The sequence below is a fragment of the Derxia lacustris genome (genome assembly GCF_002105195.1).
Classification (GTDB): Bacteria; Pseudomonadota; Gammaproteobacteria; order Burkholderiales; family Burkholderiaceae_E; genus Derxia; species Derxia lacustris.
In genome coordinates, this window is the sequence record NZ_MUHU01000034.1 from 13,032 (window position 1) to 29,635 (window position 16,604).

A 16,604-nucleotide genomic window follows, 5' to 3' on the forward strand; every position below is an offset into this window, starting at 1 on the left:
CCCGCCATGAACGACATCTTCAAGTCCATCCCCATTCCCGTCCGCGTGATCGGCCCCGGCTCGCAGCAGGAAGACGACGTGCTCGACTACCTGGAAATGCCGCGCGGCATGGACACCTACCAGCCGCCCGCGCTGCCCGAGCCCGAGGAAGTCGCCGGCCTGTCCGCCGCCCACGAGGTGCTGCGCGCGACCCGCGCCGGCATGACCGAGCTGCTCGCGGCGATCGCCGGCGGCGCGCCGGCCGACAGCACCCGCCGCATCGAACTGGCCGGGCTCGACGCCGCCAACCGCGCGCTGGTCAATCAGGTGCTCGGCGAAGGCGAGGTCAGCGCGCGGCGCGAGCCGGCCGGCGATGTCATCGGCCTGCGCGTGCAGGAATCGGTGTTTGCCGGCGTGTGGCGCGTGCTCGGCGACGACGGCAGCGACTGGATCGAGCTGGGCGCCATCCCGGCCGCGCTGCGCGAAGCCGCGCCGCTCGACCGCGCGGCCGTGGCCACGCTCAATGCCGAGCCGGCGCCGATGTATCGCGGCCATTTGATGAACGCGCCGTCGATCCTGGCCGAGCTGGCCGACCAGCTGCTGCTGCACCGCGCCGGCACGCTGGCCCACGTCATCAACATGACGCTGCTGCCGCTCAACCCGGCCGACCGCGCGTTTCTGGATGAGCGCGTGGGCGCCGGCGCGCTGGTGCTGCTGTCGCGCGGCTACGGCAACTGCCGCATCGGCAGCACGCTGTGGCCGGGGCTGTGGCGGGTCACGTACTACAACTCGCAGGACGCGGTGATTCTCGACACGCTCGAAATCACCGCCATGCCCGAGGCCGCGCTCGCCGCCGCCGAGGATCTGGCCGACTCCGACGAACGCCTCGGCGAAGTCGTCGAGTGGCTTTGCGGCGGTGGCAGCTGACATGGCCTTCCACGACCAGCCGCGCTTCGAGGGCAGCTATCTCGGCGACCGTGCCCGGCTCGATCCGGCGACGAAGCTCGAATGCAAGATCTGCTGGTGGGTCTACGACCCGGCGCTCGGCGACGAGGTGTGGCAGGTGCCGGCCGGCACCGCCTTTTCCGATCTGCCCGCGCACTGGCGCTGCCCGCGCTGCGACGGCGAGGCCGAGCAGTTCATGGTGATCGACGCATGAATGCGCCAGCGCCGGCCGACGCGCGCGTGGCGCGGCTCGAAGCCGCCTACGCGGCGATTGCCGCCACGCGGATGCTCGGCATGCCGGTGGTCAACGTCGCGCTGCGCGTGCAGGCGGTGGGCTTCGCGGCGCGCGTGCGCGTGGCGGGCGGCGGCGCGGCTTCGCAGCCCGACGCCGATGCCGGCCTGCTCGGCATCCTCATCACGCCGTGGTCGATGAATCTGGTCTGGCTGCCCGACGCCGCCGCCTGCATCGCCGCGCCCGGCGCCACGCGCATGCACCGGCTCGGCGATGCCGACTACGCCTTCATCGGCGGCGCGGATGCGACTGCCGGCGCGCATGAAGCCTGCTCGCTGTTCTCGCCGATGTTCGACTTCGACGGGCAGGCGGCAGCGGTCGCGGTGGCCGAGGAAGTGCTGCGCCAGCTCGCGCCCGCAGCCGCCGAAGCCGCTGCCGAAGTGCCCGGGGCGCCGGCCGGCACCGGCCCTGCCGCCCGTGGCGCCACCGAGCCGCGCCCGGCGCGCCGCGCCTTCCTGCGCGGGGAATTCCGATGAGCCCGCGCGGCGACCCGGCCGGCGAACTGCGGCTGCGCCCCGGCGCGCCGCTGCCCAACATCGTCAGCACCCGGCCGGCGGTGGCGCGCTCGCTGCTGCGCGGCCTGGGCGTCGATCTGGTGCCGCGCCTGCTCGGCCAGCTGCATGCGCTGTGCGGCGGCGCGCATGAGCTGGCCGCCCGGCTCGCGCTCGATGCGGCGCGCGGCGAGGCGGCCAGCGCCAACGGCGCCCAGCGCAGCGCGCTCGGCCTGCAAGCCCAGCGCGAACATCTGCGCCGCGTCTGGCTCGACTGGCCGCGCCTGCTCGGCGCCGAATCCGACATCACCGCCGACACGCTCGGGCCGCTGCGCGACCTGTGGCGCCAGCAGGCCGGCGCCGACAGCGCCGAGCAGGCCCGGCTGCTGCGCGGCTGGCTCGCGCAGCATGTGTTCGGCGTGGCGCCCGACCACTGGCTCGACCGCATCGCGTCCGACCGCGCCGGCCGCCTGCGCGACTGGCTCGACCGTGGCGCCACCGGCCCGGCGCGCTGGCTCGCCGCCTGCCGCGACCGCGCCGACGAACTGGCCTGCGATGCCGACCCGGCGCTGCCGGCCAGCGTCGATGCCACCGCGCTCGCGCACTGGCTCGGCGACTGGCGCGACGCGCGCCAGCTGCCCGAGGCGCAGTGGCGCGGCGGCCCGCGCGAAACCGGCTGCTGGACCCGCGCCGACGGCGCCCACGCCCAGGCCAACCGCGCCCGCGCCAGCCATGCCCGCGCCGCCGGCGGCCACGACGTCGGCGCGCCGCCGGGCGTAAGCGCCTTCGACCGCATCCTCGCCAAGCTGGAGGAGATCGCCCGGCTCGCGGCCGCGCCCGGCCTGCTCGCGGCGGCCGGCCATGCGGTCGCGCCCGGCATCGGCGTGGCCTGGGTCGAGACCGCGCGCGGCGTGCTCGCCCACATCGCCGAGACCGACAGCGCCGGCCGCGTGCTGGCCTACGACATCGTCTCGCCGACCGAATGGAACTTTCATCCCGAAGGCGCAGCGGCGCGGGCGCTGGCGCTGCTGGCACCCGACGCCACCGTGGCGGCGCGCGATTGCGCGCTGCTGGCCGCCGCCTTCGACCCCTGCGTGGCCTATGTCGTGGAGGACGCCGATGCATGAAGTGAGTCTGGCCGGCGGCATCCTGACCATCGTCGAGGATGCGCAGGCGCGCGAGGGTTTTGCGAGCGTCACGCGGCTCACGCTCGGCGTCGGCGTGCTGGCCGGCGTGGAAGTGCGCGCGCTGCGCTTCGCGCTCGACGGCCTCGCGCCCGGCACCGTGCTCGACGGCGCCACCATCGTCATCGAAGAAGAACCGGCGCGCGCCTGGTGCCTCGGCTGCGACAGCAGCGTGGCCATCGCGTCGCGCCTCGATGCCTGCCCGAACTGCGGCAGCCATCGCCTGCAACCCACCGGCGGCACCGAGCTGCGCGTGACGGACCTGATCGTCCGCGACGCGGCGCCGCCCGCCATCACCACCGAGGAGTAAGCCATGTGCGTCGTTTGCGGATGTTCGAGCGGGGAGCCGGGGAAGACCGGCGCGGCGCATGAGCACGATCACGGCCATGCGCATTCGCACGACCACGGTCACGGCCATGCGCACGACCACGTCCATGCCGACGCGGCCAGCGGCGATCTGCACTACGGCGCCGGCTCGGCGCGGGTGTCGGTGCCGGGCATGAGCCAGGAGCGCGCGATCAAGCTGGAGCTGGATGTGCTCGGCGCCAACAATGCGGTCGCCGCGCGCAACCGCCAGCATTTCGCGGCGCATGGCGTGCTCGCGCTCAACCTCGTGTCCAGCCCCGGCTCGGGCAAGACCACGCTGCTCTGCGCCACCATCGAGCATCTGCGCCGCACGCAACCGGCGCTGGCCGTGGCCGTGATCGAGGGCGATCAGCAGACCGCCAACGATGCCGACCGCATCCGCGCGACCGGCGCGCCAGCGATCCAGGTCAACACCGGCAAGGGCTGCCACCTCGACGCCGAAATGGTTGAGGCCGCGTTCGCGCGGCTGCCGCTGCATGACGGCGGACTGCTGTTCATCGAGAACGTCGGCAACCTCGTCTGCCCGGCGATGTGGGACCTTGGCGAGCGCGCCAAGGTCGCGATCCTCAGCGTGACCGAGGGCGAGGACAAGCCGATCAAGTACCCCGACATGTTCGCGGCGGCCAGCCTGATGCTGCTGAACAAGACCGATCTGCTGCCGCATCTCGACTTCGACGTGGCGCAGGCGATCGCGCATGCGCGCCGCGTCAATCCGCGCATCGAGGTGCTGCAGGTGTCGGCGCGCACCGGCGAGGGCATGGAGGCCTGGGCCGCGTGGCTCGCGCATGAGCTGGCGCATGCGACCGGCAGCGCGCACGACCATGGGCATGCGCACGAGTACGAGCACGAGCACGACCACGAGCATGACCACGCGCACGACCACGGCGATGGCCAGCCGCATGCCCACGCGCATTCGCATGCGCACGACCATGCGCACAGCCACGACCACGGCCATGACCACGGCCATGACCACGCGCATGACCACGCTCCGGCCGCCACCGCCGTGCGTGACCGCCTTGCCGCCATCGAAGCCGAACTCGCCGCGCTGCGCGCCCAGCTCGGCAAGGCCGCATGAGTCCGGCGCCGTCGCTGGCCGGGCAGGCTGCCTGCCTCGCTTTCGGCGCCTGGCTCAAGAACCGCATCTGTCTGGTGAGCGACGCCGGCCAGCGCTGGTCGGCGCTGCACGGCGACCTCGGCGATCCCGCCGCCTGCGAAGCGCTCGAAGCCTCGGCCGAGGCGCTGCTGGCCGAGGCCGAGCGCGCCGGCATCGAGATCGGCGTGATCGCGCACGACCTGCATCCCGACTTCTTCAGCAGCCAGCTCGCGCTGCGCATCGCCGACCGGCTCGGCGTGCCGCCGGTCGCGGTGCAGCATCACCATGCCCACATCGGCGCGGCGCTGGCCGAGTACCGCAGCGACGGCCCGGCCATCGGTCTGGCGCTCGACGGCGTGGGCCTGGGCAGCGACGGCGGCGCCTGGGGCGGCGAGCTGCTGCTGGTGGAGCGCGACGACTGGCTGCGCCTGGGCGCGCTGCATCCGCTGGCGCTGCCCGGCGCCGACGTGGCCGCGCGCGAGCCCTGGCGCATGGCCGCCGCGCTGCTGCATGCGCTCGGCCGCGCCGACCAGATCGTGCCGCGCCTCGCGCCGCGCGTCGGCGCGACCGCCGCGCGTACCGTCGCCACCCTGCTGGCGCGCGACTTCAACTGCCCGCGCGCCACCGGCGCCGGTCGCTGGTTCGACGCCATCGCCGGCCTGCTCGGCCTGAGCGACCGCCAGACCGAGGAAGCCGAAGCCGCCATCGCGCTCGAAGCGGCGGCGCGCGCCCATCTGGAGCGCAGCGGGCTGGCGCTGGCCGATTGCGCGCTGGCCGACGGCTGGCAGCTGGTCGAAGGGCCGGCCGGCGCCGGCAGCTGCTTCGTCGCGCTCGACCTGCGGCCGTTCGCGCAGGCGCTGCTCGACGGCATCGACGCCGGGCGCGGGCCGGATGGCAGTGCGCCGGCACCGGTGCTGCCTGCGCCAGACGCCGCCGCCGCGCCGGCGCCGTCAGCGCTGGTCGCGAGCTGGGCCGCCGCCTTCCATGCCACGCTGGCCGCCGGCCTCGCCGACTGGGCCGGCGCCGCCGCGCAGCGTCAGGGGCTGAGCCTGATCGCGCTGTCGGGCGGCTGCTTCTTCAACCGCCTGCTGCGCGTCGACCTGGGCCGACGCCTCGCCGAGGCCGGCCATGAGGTGATCGATTCGGCCCGGGCCGGCCTCGGCGATTCGGGCCTTGCGCTCGGCCAGGCCTGGGTCGCGCGCCAGATGCTGGCCTGCCGCGATCTGCTGCCCGGCGGCTCGGCCTGAGTCGCGCGGTCGGCGCTCAGGCGTCGTTCATCGCAGTCGGGGGCGCGCGCCCGGCACACTGCAATCCCGCACCACCCGCCCGCTTCGGCCGGCTTCACGCACAGCATCACGGAGCTTCAAACATGTGCCTCGCCATCCCCGCCCGCGTCATCTCGGTCGACTCCGAGCAGGCCGTCGTCGACCTCGGCGGCGTGCGCAAGCGCATTTCCATCGCCCTCGTGCCCGATGCGGTCGCGGGCGATTACGTCATCGTCCATGTCGGCTACGCCATCGGCCGCATCGACCCGGAAGAAGCCGAACGGACGCTGGCGATCTTTGCCGAAGGCGGCCTGCTCGACTCGGCCTTCGAGGCCAATCGCGCCGGCCTCGCCGATGCCGAACCGGCCGACGCCGCGCCGGCTGCCGGCGCCACCACCGCACCCGGAGCCCGCGCATGAAATACGTCGATGAATTCCGCGATGCCGACCTGGGCCAGCGCGTCGCCGCGCGCCTCGCGAGCGAGGCCGACCCCAACCGCAACTACGCCTTCATGGAGTTCTGCGGCGGCCACACCCATGCCATCTCGCGCTACGGCGTGACCGACCTGCTGCCGGCCAACGTGCGCATGATCCACGGCCCCGGCTGCCCGGTCTGCGTGCTGCCGATCGGCCGCGTCGATCAGGCCATCGACCTCGCGCTGCGGCACAAGGTCACGCTCTGCACCTACGGCGACACGATGCGCGTGCCGGCCTCCAACGGCATGTCGCTCATCAAGGCCAAGGCCCAGGGCGCCGACATCCGCATGGTCTACAGCGCCGCCGACGCGCTGGAGCTGGCCGCGAAGGAGCCGGAGCGCGAGGTGGTGTTCTTCGCCATCGGCTTCGAGACCACCACGCCGCCGACCGCGCTGGTCATCCGCGACGCCGCCAGGCGCGAGCTGCGCAACTTCAGCGTGCTGTGCTGCCATGTGCTCACGCCGCCGGCCATCGCCCACATCCTCGACTCGGCGGCGGCCGGCGAGGGCGTGGTGCTCGACGGTTTCGTCGGGCCGGCGCATGTGTCGATCCTGATCGGCTCGCGGCCCTACGAGCCGTTTGCCGCCAGCCATCACAAGCCGGTCGTCATCGCCGGCTTCGAGCCGCTCGACGTGATGCAGGCGGTGCTGATGCTGGTGCGGCAGGTGAACGAGGACCGTGCCGTGGTCGAGAACGAGTTCGTGCGCGCGGTCGACCGCGACGGCAACCAGGCCGCGCAGGCGCTGGTCGATCAGGTGTTCGAGAAGCGCGAGAGCTTTGAATGGCGGGGCTTGGGCGAGGTGCCGTGGAGCGCGCTGCGCATTCGGCCGAAGTTCGAGGAGTTCGATGCGGAGGCGCGCTACGACCTGAGCTACAAGCCGGTGGCGGATCACAAGCAGTGCGAGTGCGGCGCGATTTTGCGCGGCGTGAAGCGGCCGGTGGATTGCAAGCTGTTCGGCACGGTGTGCACGCCGGAGTCGCCGATGGGGTCGTGCATGGTCAGCAGCGAGGGGGCTTGTGCGGCGCACTACACGTATGGGCGTTTTCGTGGCGCTTGAGGGCGTGCCTCGTTTTGTGCCGAGGGTGGGCGGTGCGGTACGGGCGGCGACTGGTTGCGCCCGCCTGCGTGGCAGGCGGGTTCCCGGGCGCGGGGCTTGCGGCGGGGGCGGCGTGCCAACTCGCGGGCGTTGCCCGCTCAGACAGGCACGCCTGAACGCCGAAGGCGTTCACCCCGCCGCAAGCCCCGCGCCCGGCGCGCCAGAAGCCGCCCGACCCGCACCCGCCACCCCCGGCACCGAGCAGCACCGCTTTGGGGCTGAGGGGGATTGGGCGGGCGGAGGCGGCGTCACGGTTTGGCCGGTGGCGCTTGGCGGGCTGGCGCCCGCCTGCGATTCCGTCTGGCCGGTTCGCTTCGGCCGCAAGCTCCAATCTGTCTGCGGCCAAGGCCGCCGACTCGTCGAACAAGCCCTGATCCCCCAATCGTCGAGGGGAACGGGCGGGCGGCGTGGGTGGGGATCGGGGTGGCGGGCCTTCTGGCAAGCCTCGCGGCGCGGGCGGGACGGGGAGGGCGCCTGTGGCGCCCAGGTCCGCATGTTTGAGCGGCCGCAGGCCGCGAGTTGGCGGACCGGCCCCGTCCCGCCCGTGCCGCGAGGGAACCCGCCTGCGAAGCAGGCGGGCGCAGCCAGCCGGCCCGCCACCCCGATCCCCACCCGCGCCGCCCAAGCGCAAGCCCCGCACAGCAACTCAACCCCTGTACTCCGATGACCCAGAAGAAGCCCACCTACGTCCGCCCCCTGGACCTCAAGACCGGCCGCATCGACATGGCCCACGGCGCCGGCGGCCGCGCCAGCCACCAGCTCATCGGCGAGGTGTTCGCGCGGGCCTTCGCCAATCCGCTGCTGGCCCAGGGCAATGACGGCACCGTGCTGCCGGCGCCCGCGCCCGGCGAGCGCCTCGTCGTCGCGACCGACGGCCATGTCATCAGCCCGCTGTTCTTTCCGGGCGGCGACATCGGCTGCCTGTCGGTGCACGGCACCGTCAACGATGTGGCGATGACCGGCGCGCGCCCGCTCTACCTCACGGCCAGCTTCATCCTCGAAGAAGGCTTCCCGCTCGCCGACCTCAAGCGCATCGCAGAGTCGATGGCCGCCGCCGCGCGCGAGGCCGGCGTGGCGGTCGTCGCGGGCGATACCAAGGTGGTCGAGCGCGGCAAGGGCGACGGCGTGTTCATCGCCACCACCGGCGTCGGCGCGCTGCCGGCCGGGCGCGATACCGGCGGCGCCAATGCCCGGCCGGGCGATGTGGTGCTGGTGTCCGGCAGCATCGGCGACCACGGCGTCGCCATCCTGTCCGAGCGCGAATCGCTGAGCTTCGAGACCGAGATCCGCTCCGACACCGCCGCGCTCAACGGCCTGGTCGAGGCGCTGTTCGCCGCCGTGCCGGCCGAGGCGGTGCGCGTGCTGCGCGATCCCACGCGCGGCGGCCTGGCCACCACGCTCAACGAGATCGCCGGCCAGAGCGGCTGCGGCGTCGAGCTGGACGAGGCCGCGATCCCGTTCGAGCCGCAGGTCGCCGCCGCCTGCGAGCTGCTCGGCCTCGATGCGCTCTATCTCGCCAACGAGGGCAAACTGATCGCCATCGTCGCGCCCGAGGCGGCCGACGCGGCGCTGGCGGCGCTGCGCGCGCATCCGCTCGGCGCCCAGGCCGCGCGCGTCGGCACGGTGGTGGAAGACGCCCACGGCTTCGTGCGGATGCGCACGCGCATGGGCGGCCAGCGCGTGGTCGACTGGCTCAGCGGCGAGCCGCTGCCGCGCATCTGCTGAGCGGCGAACCCACAGGGACGACAGGCATGGCGCCGATGGACGTGGTGAAGGAAGTGCTCAATATCGCGGCATTCGTGCTGCTGCCCTATGCCGTCTACCGGCTGCGCCTGCGCAGTCGCGGCCAGCCGGCGCCGCCGCCCGACCCGCGCGTCATCGGCCTGCTGCTGGTGGGCGCCGTGCTGCTGGGGCTGGTGGCGGCCTGGGGCGTGATGTTTGTGGGCAATCACAAGGGCGATTACGCCGCGCTGCTGCCGTTGCTGCTCGGGCTGGCGGCGGGCGTGGGCGCCTGCTGCTGCCTGCTGATGGCGCTGCTCCAGGCGCTGCGCATCCTGTGGCGCTCCTGGCGGCACGGCGAGTAGCGCCGTCGGCCGGTCGTCGCGGGCGTGCGTCACGATTCGGGCCGGTACGGGCCATCGCCGGCGCCGGCTGCGGGCGCGCCGTGACCGGCAACACAGCGCGCGCGCATCGGGCGTCGGCGCTGCAACACCCGGTGCGCCGAGTTGACCGGACGCACTTCCGGCGCCGGCCGCCAGCGCGATGCTCCGCCATCTCCCAGCCAGGACCGGCCTTCATGCAAGCGCTTGCCACCACTTCCACCACCGTCTTCAGCTCCGGCAGCCTGCGCGCCGCCGCGCGCGCCCAGCGGCCCGTCGCCGAGCCCGCGCCCAGCAAGTACTCGACCACCTTCATCTTCATCGGCCACGGCTTGCAGACCTCGCCGCATGCGTTTGCAGACGACATCGCCGCCGCCGCGCGCGCGATTCCGGGCTTCATCGGCGAGCAGGCCTGGGCCAATCCGGCCACCGGGCTCGACTCGCGCGTCTTCTACTGGTCGAGCATCGACGCGCTCGAACTGCTGCTCAACCATCCGGCCCAGCGCGCCGCCGAAGCCGCCCAGGGCAGCGACCTCGACGGCTACCGCGTGGTCGTGGCCGAGGTCGACGATCTGGGCGACGACACGCTGGCGGGCGCCGCCGGCTGACCCGCGTACCGCACCGATGCGACTGCGCGCCGCCGGCCCCGCCGATGCCGACGCCATCGCCGACCTGCACACCGCCAGCTGGCGCGACGCCTACCGCGCTGCATTGCGCGCCGACTGGCTCGCCGACCATGCGGCGGCCGACCGCCGTGCGCTCTGGCGCGCGCGTCTGGGCGAATCGCCGGCCGCGCGCCGCGTGTTGCTCGCGCATGAAGCGTCCGGCGCGCTCGCCGGCTTCGTCTGCGTCCAGCCCGGCGCCGATGCGCACTGGGGCGCGCTGCTCGACAACCTGCATGTCGCCGAGCGCTGCCGGCGCCAGGGCATCGGCCGGGCGCTGATGGAGGCGGCGGCGCGCGTCTGCCAGGCCGAGACGCCCGGCGCCGGACTCTTCCTCTGGGTGCTGCGCGACAACCTGCGTGCCCAGGCCTTCTACCGCGCGCTCGGGGCGAGCGATGCCGGCTCCGACCTGTGGGATGCGCCCGACGGCTCGCGCGTGCCGATCTGCCGGTTTGCGTGGACGGCGCTGCCCGAACCGCACCGCTGATCGCCCGCCGCCCGGCGGTGGTCCGCAGGTTGCTTCGCTCACGGAGTTTTGGTCGTGTTTCCTTCAATTCCATCGGCGGCACCTGTCCCCGACCTCTCTCGGAGAACCTCATGCAACTTGCAGACGCCCCCAAGGAAATCGTCCAGGCCGTGGCCAACGGCCTCGCCTTCGACGATCAGGGCAACGACGTGCGCATCACCGGCACGCTGCCGCCGCTGGGCCAGGGCGGCAAGGGCGACGACAGCTACACCTTCTATCGCCTGTGGGACGCGGTGTTCGAGGACTGCGATTCGGGCATGCGCTTCCAGGTCTTTCCCGACGGCCGGGTGCTGATGAAGAACCTCGACCCCGACGAGGAAGGCGCGTAAGCCCGCGGCGCCTTAGTGCCTCGGCGCCGGGGCGGCGCTTGCCGCACACTCCGGCGCCATGCCTGCATCACCTGCCTTCCTTCCCCGCTGCGTCTCGCTCGATCTTGAAATCAGCCCCACGTCCGGCCGGCTCCTGAGCCTGGCCGCGCTGCGGGCCGATACCGGCGCCAGCCTGGTCGCGAGCGGCGCCGAGCTGCCCGCAGCGCTCGACGGCCTCGATGCGCTCGCCGACGGCGCGAGCTTCGTGCTTGGCCACAACCTCGTCGCCTTCGACCTGCCGCAGCTCGCGGCGCTGCGGCCCGGCCTGCGGCTGCTGCGCCTGCCGCCGTTCGACACGCTGCGGCTCGGGCCGCTCGCCTTTCCGCGCAATCCGTATCACCGGCTGGTCAAGCACTACCAGGACGGCGCCCTGCAACACGCGCGCCGCAACGATCCGGAGCTGGACGCGCGGCTGGCGCTTGAGCTGTTCGACGACCAGCACGCCGCCTTCGCCGCGCTGCAAGCCGAGGCGCCCGATCTGGCGGCGGCCTTCCACTGGCTGGTCACGCTCGACGGCAATGGCGCGCTCGACCGCTTCTTCACGCGGGCGCGACGCAAGCTGCGGCCCGATGCGGAGGCCGCGCTCGCCGCCATCGCGGCCCGGCTCGATGGCGCCGGCTGCCGCACGACGGCGGCGCGCTGGCTCGCCGAAATCGCGGCGCTGGACGAGACCGCGCGGCTCGCATCGCTGGCGGCGCCGGGCGGCGAGGGCGCCCACGCCGCGGCGGTCGATGCCACCGTCGTCGCCGCGCCGCTCGCCGAACCCGCCTTCGCCCGCACCGGCTGGACGCTCGCCTACACCCTCGGCTGGCTCTCCGTCGCCGGCGGCAATTCCGTGCTGCCGCCCTGGGTCGTGCACCAGTTCCCGGAAAGCGCCGCCCGCGTGCGCGAACTGCGCGATAGCGCCTGCGCCGACCCGGCCTGCGACTGGTGCCGCGAGCAGTTCAGCGCCACGCGCCAGCTCGCGCACTGGTTTCCGGCCATGCCCGGTTTCCGCCCCGAGCCCGCCACGGCCGACGGCCGCCCGATGCAGCAGGCCATCGTCGAGGCCGCACTGGCCGGCCGCCATGCGCTCGGCGTGCTGCCCACGGGCACCGGCAAATCGGTCTGCTACCAGCTGCCGGCGCTGTCGCGGCATGCGCGCACCGGCACGCTCACGCTGGTGATCTCGCCGCTGGTGGCGCTGATGGCCGACCAGATGAACGGCCTGCGCGCACGCGGCATCGCCAGCGCCGCCACGCTCAACGGCATGCTCACGCTGCCCGAGCGGGTCGAGGTGCTCGACCGCGTGCGGCTCGGCGACGTGAGCATCCTCATCGTGTCGCCCGAGCAGCTGCGCAGCCGCACGTTCCGCCGCACCGTGGCCCAGCGCGAGATCGGCGCTTGGGTGCTCGATGAGGCGCATTGCCTGAGCAAATGGGGCCAGGACTTCCGGCCCGACTACCGCTACGTCGCGCGCTTCATCCGCGAATCGGCCGGCGCAGGGCCGATCCCGCCGGTGCTCTGCCTGACCGCCACCGCCAAGCCCGACGTGGTGGCCGACATCGTCGGCTACTTCGCGGCCAAGCTCGGCATCGCGCTCGACGTGTTCGACGGCGGCGCGCGGCGCGACAACCTCCAATTTGCGGTGCTGCCGACCAGCGAGGCGACGCGCTTCGCCCAGGTGCTCGACCTGCTCAACCACGACCTGCCGCCGGGCAGCGACGGCGGCGCCATCGTCTATTGCGCCACGCGCAAGCGCTGCGAGGAGCTGACCGACTTTCTGCGCGCCCAGGGCTGCGATGCCGAGTACTTCCACGCCGGCCTCGCGCCGTCGCGCAAGCAGCAGGTGCAGGACGCCTTCGTGGGCGGCGCGCTGCGCGTGATTGCCGCGACCAACGCCTTCGGCATGGGCATCGACAAGCCGGATGTGCGGCTCGTCGTGCATGCCGACATTCCGGGCTCGCTCGAAAACTATCTTCAGGAAGCCGGCCGCGCCGGGCGCGATCGCGGGGCCGCGCGCTGCGTGCTGCTCTACGCCGTGGAGGATGTGGAGCGGCAATTCGGCATGTCGGCGCGCTCGCGGCTCACGCAGCGCGAGATCGCCGCCGTGCTGCGCGCGCTGCGCCGCATGAGCGCGCGCGGCGAGGCGCGCAGGCGCGGCGACGGCGGCGCGGACGCCGCAGCCCATGCGCCCGCCGGCGCGGCCCAGGCCAGCGCCACCGCCTCGGCGACCGCCAGCGCCGACACCGCCCCCGACGCCACGCCACCCGTCATCGCCACCGCCGGCGAACTGCTCGCCTACGAGGACCGCGACATCTTCGAGCGCGACGACGGCACCGACGACACCCGCCTGCGCACCGCGCTCGCCTGGCTGGAGGAAGCCGAACTGCTGCTGCGCGACGAGAACGTCACCGAAGTCTTCCCGTCGTCGCTGCGCATCGCCACGCTCGACGACGCGCGCCGGCGCATCGACGCCGCCACCGACCTCGCCGAGCGCCGCCGCGCGCTGCTCGCCATCGTCAGCGAGCTGATGCAGGCCAGCGCCGACGAAGGCGTGACCACCGACCGCCTGGCCGGCGTCGCGGGCCTGAGCACCGCCGCGCTGCGCCGCGCGCTGCACGAGCTGGAGGCGCTCGGCATCGCCAGCAACGACACCGCGCTGACCGCCTGGGTTCACGTCGCCGTGCAGCACGCCTCGCGCGACCGGCTGGAGCGCGCCCGCGCGGCCGAGCTGGCCGTCATCGCCCGGCTGCGCGAAGCCGCGCCCGACCTCGGCCGGGGCGACTCGGCGCCGCTGCACATCCGCCGGCTGTGCCAGACCCTGCGCGACAGCGACGGCATCGACCTCGCGCCCGACGCGCTGCTGCGCACGCTCGACGCGCTGGCCGGCGACGGCCGCGACGAGGACGACGGCGCCGCGCGCGGCAGCATCGCGCTCGGCCGGCTCGACAGCGAATGCCTGTCGCTGCGCCTGAACCGGCCGTGGTCGGCGGTGGAAGACATCGCGCGCCGCCGCATCGCCGCCGCCGGCCTGCTGCTCGAACATCTCATCGCCTGCCTGCCACCCGGCACGCGCGGCAACGACCGGCTCGCCGCGACCACGCTCGGCCAGCTGCTCGCCGCGCTCGATGCCGACCTCGCGCTCAAGGCCGCGTCGAAAGACCTGCCGCGCCTGCTCGACCGCGCGCTGCTGTGGCTGCATGAGCAGGACATCCTGCGGCTCAACAAGGGGCTGGCGGTGTTCCGCAGCGCGATGACGCTGCGCGTCGAGCGCGACCGCAGCCGCCGGTTCGCGGGCGCCGACTTCGAGCCGCTGGCCCAGCACTACCGCGAGAAGACGCTGCAAATCCATGTGATGGCCGAGTACGTGGCGCGCGGCCTGGAGGCGATGACCGACGCGCTGCAACTCGCGCTCGACTACTTCAGCCAGCCGCGCGACGGCTTTGTGCAGCGCTGGCTGCCCGGCCGCGAGAAGGAGCTGGAGCGCCAGACCACGCCGCAAGCCTGGCGCGAGATCGTCGAGGACCTGCGCAATGCCGAGCAGCAGCGCATCGTCGCCGACGACCGCGAGGCGACCAATGTGCTGGTGCTCGCCGGCCCCGGCGCCGGCAAGACGCGGGTGCTGGTGCATCGCATCGCCTTCCTCGTGCGGGCGCGGCGCGAGCCGGCCGGCAGCATCATCGCGCTGGCCTACAACCGCCACGCCGCGGCCGAAATCCGGCGCCGGCTGCGCGCGCTGATCGGCGACGACGCGCTCGGCGTGACCGTGATGACCTGCCACGCGCTGGCCATGCGCCTGGCCGGCGTGAGCCTGGACCACGGCGACCGCAGCGACGACGAGCGCTTCCGCGACATCCTGCGGCGCGCCACCGCGCTGCTGCGCGGCGACGACCAGCCCGAGGGCGACGCCGACGAATCGCGCGACCGGCTGCTGGCGGGCTTCCGCTGGATTCTGGTCGACGAGTACCAGGACATCGGCCCCGAGCAGTACGAGCTGATCGCCGCGCTGGCCGGCCGCAAGGAGCAGGACGAGGACCGGCGGCTGACGCTGTTCGCGGTCGGCGACGACGACCAGAACATCTACGGCTTCAACGGCGCGTCGGTCGAGTTCATCCGGCGCTTCGAGGCCGACTACAAGGCGCGGCCGGCCTACCTGGTGGAGAACCATCGCTCGACGGCGCACATCGTGGCGGCGGCCAATGTGGTGATCGCCGGCGCGGCGGCGCGGATGAAGGCCGGGCATCCGATCCGGATCGACCGCCAGCGCAAGGCGCAGGCGGCCGGTGGCGCCTGGGCCGCGCGCGACACGGTCGGGCAGGGGCGGGTGGCGCTGCTGGATTGCGTGCCGGCGCTGGCGATGGCGGAGGGGCGGATCGCGGCGCAGGCAGCGGCGCAGTTGCGCGAGGCGACGATGCCGGGCCGAACGCCGGCCTGGGATGCGACCGCGCCGGGCGGCAGAACCGGCGCGGCGCAGGCATGGAATGCCACGGCGCCGGGTGCGCGCGCCGTCACCGTCGAGGCGCCGGCGCTGGCCGCGCGCGACGACGGCAGCGCGGGCAAGGCGCTGGCCCGGCTGCGCGAGGCCGGCGTGGGGGCGCGCGGCGCGGCGGCTGCCAGCGGCGGCGGGGCAGCCGAGGCGGGCGTCGCGCCCCAGCCCGTCGCGCCGGCCGCCCGCCGAGCCGCGCTCGCGCTGCGCGTGCAGCAATCCGCCGCCATCGACGAGCTCGCGCGCCTCGCCGCGCTCGACCCCGGCTGGGACTGGAGCCGCTGCGCCGTCATCGCCCGGCACTGGAAAAGCTTCGACGGCCTGCGCGCGCTGTGCGCCGGCGCCGGCATCGCGGCCCAGCTCGGCGATGAACCCGCGCCGCCGTTCTGGAGCCTGCGCGAGACGCGCCAGCTCGTCGCCCGGCTGCGCGCCACCTCGGCCGCAAGCCTGCCCGAGCTGCGCGACTGGCTCGGCGCCGAACCGCCGAGCGTCTGGCGCGACTGGCTCGGCGAAGCGCTCGACGACCTCGCCGACGAGGCCGGCACCGCGCTGCTGCCGTCGGCCCATGTCGTCGAATGGCTCGCCGACTGGGGCCGCGCCGCGCGCCGGCGCCAGCGCGGCCTGCTGCTGACCACCGCCCACGGCGCCAAGGGGCTGGAGTTCGACCATGTCGTCGTGCTCGACGACGGCTGGGGGCGCGCGGGCGACGGCGACGATGCGGACGCCGCGCGGCGGCTGTTCTACGTGGCGATGACGCGGGCGCGGCACACGCTGACGCTGCTGCGCGCGGGCGGCGCGGCCAACCGGCCCGAGGCGGGCGGCGTCACCGCCAACGCCTGGGATGCCGCGCTCGACGCCGCCGGCGACTGCGTGCTCGCGCGTCGGGCGCCGCTGTCGGCCCGCGCGCTCGTGGCGCCCGCGCCCGAATGGCGGCTGCTGGAGCCGGCCGAGGTGCATTGGGGCTTCGCCGGTCAGGCCGAGGACGGCGCGCCGGTGCATGCCGCGATTGCCGCGTTGCGCGTGGGCGATCCGCTGACGGTGGAGCTGCGCGGCAAGCGGCGCCTGCTGCTCGATGCGGCCGGGAATGAGGTCGGTGCGATTGCGGCGGGCTTCGATGCCGGGCGCGAGATTCGCGCGGCGCGGGTCGGCGCGATTGCCGCGTTCAGCCGCGCGCAGACCGATGCGCGCTATCTGGCGCGGGTGAAGTGCGAGCGGTGGGAGGTGGTGGTGGCGGAGGTGCTGGGCTGAATTTGTGTACACAATTCGGCACACTCCACGCAATCCCACCATCGA

Annotated in this window: 15 protein-coding genes; all 15 read left to right on the top strand. The window is 73.9% G+C overall.

Features of this window, described 5'->3' with window-relative positions; all coding sequences use genetic code 11:
- The first annotated feature begins 6 nt into the window (after positions 1-6).
- On the top strand, positions 7-906 hold the full coding sequence (locus B9P64_RS20825; protein ID WP_085318035.1) for a hydrogenase expression/formation protein: 900 nt from the start codon (positions 7-9) through the stop codon (positions 904-906).
- Position 907: 1 nt separating this feature from the next.
- A complete protein-coding gene (locus B9P64_RS20830; protein WP_085318036.1) occupies positions 908-1,138 on the top strand; it encodes a rubredoxin in 231 nt (76 codons plus the stop codon).
- A complete protein-coding gene (hybE, locus tag B9P64_RS20835) occupies positions 1,135-1,692 on the top strand; it encodes a [NiFe]-hydrogenase assembly chaperone HybE (RefSeq protein WP_085318037.1) in 558 nt (185 codons plus the stop codon). The genes B9P64_RS20830 and hybE overlap by 4 nt, the downstream gene beginning before the upstream one ends.
- Positions 1,689-2,834, top strand: a complete 1,146-nt coding sequence (locus B9P64_RS20840) for a hypothetical protein (protein WP_085318038.1) — start codon at positions 1,689-1,691, stop codon at positions 2,832-2,834. Before hybE ends, B9P64_RS20840 begins: the two co-directional genes overlap by 4 nt.
- Complete coding sequence (hypA, locus tag B9P64_RS20845; RefSeq protein WP_085318039.1) at positions 2,827-3,201, top strand: hydrogenase maturation nickel metallochaperone HypA; 375 nt, start codon at positions 2,827-2,829, stop codon at positions 3,199-3,201. The genes B9P64_RS20840 and hypA overlap by 8 nt, the downstream gene beginning before the upstream one ends.
- A gap of 3 nt (positions 3,202-3,204) precedes the next feature.
- Positions 3,205-4,332, top strand: a complete 1,128-nt coding sequence (gene hypB, locus B9P64_RS20850) for a hydrogenase nickel incorporation protein HypB (protein WP_085318040.1) — start codon at positions 3,205-3,207, stop codon at positions 4,330-4,332.
- Positions 4,329-5,597: a Kae1-like domain-containing protein gene (locus B9P64_RS20855; RefSeq protein ID WP_085318041.1), complete on the top strand. Its 1,269-nt coding sequence runs from the start codon at positions 4,329-4,331 to the stop codon at positions 5,595-5,597. The genes hypB and B9P64_RS20855 overlap by 4 nt, the downstream gene beginning before the upstream one ends.
- Positions 5,598-5,719: 122 nt before the next feature.
- The gene (locus tag B9P64_RS20860) at positions 5,720-6,034 is read left to right on the top strand and encodes a HypC/HybG/HupF family hydrogenase formation chaperone (protein ID WP_085318042.1); all 315 of its coding nucleotides are present in this window, start codon (positions 5,720-5,722) and stop codon (positions 6,032-6,034) included.
- On the top strand, positions 6,031-7,149 hold the full coding sequence (gene hypD / locus B9P64_RS20865) for a hydrogenase formation protein HypD (protein ID WP_085318043.1): 1,119 nt from the start codon (positions 6,031-6,033) through the stop codon (positions 7,147-7,149). The genes B9P64_RS20860 and hypD overlap by 4 nt, the downstream gene beginning before the upstream one ends.
- Before the next feature lie 702 nt (positions 7,150-7,851).
- Positions 7,852-8,913, top strand: a complete 1,062-nt coding sequence (gene hypE, locus B9P64_RS20870) for a hydrogenase expression/formation protein HypE (protein ID WP_085318044.1) — start codon at positions 7,852-7,854, stop codon at positions 8,911-8,913.
- 26 nt (positions 8,914-8,939) lie between these two features.
- Entirely contained in the window at positions 8,940-9,272 is a 333-nt protein-coding gene (locus tag B9P64_RS20875; RefSeq protein WP_085318045.1) for a hypothetical protein, read from the top strand.
- Between the two features lie 212 nt (positions 9,273-9,484).
- Positions 9,485-9,895 (top strand): hypothetical protein, encoded by a 411-nt coding sequence (locus tag B9P64_RS20880; RefSeq protein ID WP_085318046.1) that lies wholly within the window; start codon positions 9,485-9,487, stop codon positions 9,893-9,895.
- A 16-nt stretch (positions 9,896-9,911) separates the two neighbouring features.
- Positions 9,912-10,436: a GNAT family N-acetyltransferase gene (locus B9P64_RS20885; protein WP_085318047.1), complete on the top strand. Its 525-nt coding sequence runs from the start codon at positions 9,912-9,914 to the stop codon at positions 10,434-10,436.
- A gap of 110 nt (positions 10,437-10,546) precedes the next feature.
- Positions 10,547-10,804 (top strand): hypothetical protein, encoded by a 258-nt coding sequence (locus B9P64_RS20890; protein ID WP_085318048.1) that lies wholly within the window; start codon positions 10,547-10,549, stop codon positions 10,802-10,804.
- 58 nt (positions 10,805-10,862) lie between these two features.
- Positions 10,863-16,559, top strand: a complete 5,697-nt coding sequence (locus B9P64_RS20895) for a RecQ family ATP-dependent DNA helicase (RefSeq protein ID WP_085318049.1) — start codon at positions 10,863-10,865, stop codon at positions 16,557-16,559.
- Positions 16,560-16,604 lie beyond the last annotated feature (45 nt).

Excerpts from the sequence above, each read along its gene's own strand:
- B9P64_RS20825 (WP_085318035.1), top strand. The coding sequence starts at position 7 with ATGAACGACATCTTCAAGTCCATCCCCATTCCCGTCCGCGTGATCGGC.
- B9P64_RS20830 (WP_085318036.1), top strand. The coding sequence starts at position 908 with ATGGCCTTCCACGACCAGCCGCGCTTCGAGGGCAGCTATCTCGGCGAC.
- hybE (WP_085318037.1), top strand. The coding sequence starts at position 1,135 with ATGAATGCGCCAGCGCCGGCCGACGCGCGCGTGGCGCGGCTCGAAGCC.
- B9P64_RS20840 (WP_085318038.1), top strand. The coding sequence starts at position 1,689 with ATGAGCCCGCGCGGCGACCCGGCCGGCGAACTGCGGCTGCGCCCCGGC.
- hypA (WP_085318039.1), top strand. The coding sequence starts at position 2,827 with ATGCATGAAGTGAGTCTGGCCGGCGGCATCCTGACCATCGTCGAGGAT.
- hypB (WP_085318040.1), top strand. The coding sequence starts at position 3,205 with ATGTGCGTCGTTTGCGGATGTTCGAGCGGGGAGCCGGGGAAGACCGGC.
- B9P64_RS20855 (WP_085318041.1), top strand. The coding sequence starts at position 4,329 with ATGAGTCCGGCGCCGTCGCTGGCCGGGCAGGCTGCCTGCCTCGCTTTC.
- B9P64_RS20860 (WP_085318042.1), top strand. The coding sequence starts at position 5,720 with ATGTGCCTCGCCATCCCCGCCCGCGTCATCTCGGTCGACTCCGAGCAG.
- hypD (WP_085318043.1), top strand. The coding sequence starts at position 6,031 with ATGAAATACGTCGATGAATTCCGCGATGCCGACCTGGGCCAGCGCGTC.
- hypE (WP_085318044.1), top strand. The coding sequence starts at position 7,852 with ATGACCCAGAAGAAGCCCACCTACGTCCGCCCCCTGGACCTCAAGACC.
- B9P64_RS20875 (WP_085318045.1), top strand. The coding sequence starts at position 8,940 with ATGGCGCCGATGGACGTGGTGAAGGAAGTGCTCAATATCGCGGCATTC.
- B9P64_RS20880 (WP_085318046.1), top strand. The coding sequence starts at position 9,485 with ATGCAAGCGCTTGCCACCACTTCCACCACCGTCTTCAGCTCCGGCAGC.
- B9P64_RS20885 (WP_085318047.1), top strand. The coding sequence starts at position 9,912 with ATGCGACTGCGCGCCGCCGGCCCCGCCGATGCCGACGCCATCGCCGAC.
- B9P64_RS20890 (WP_085318048.1), top strand. The coding sequence starts at position 10,547 with ATGCAACTTGCAGACGCCCCCAAGGAAATCGTCCAGGCCGTGGCCAAC.
- B9P64_RS20895 (WP_085318049.1), top strand. The coding sequence starts at position 10,863 with ATGCCTGCATCACCTGCCTTCCTTCCCCGCTGCGTCTCGCTCGATCTT.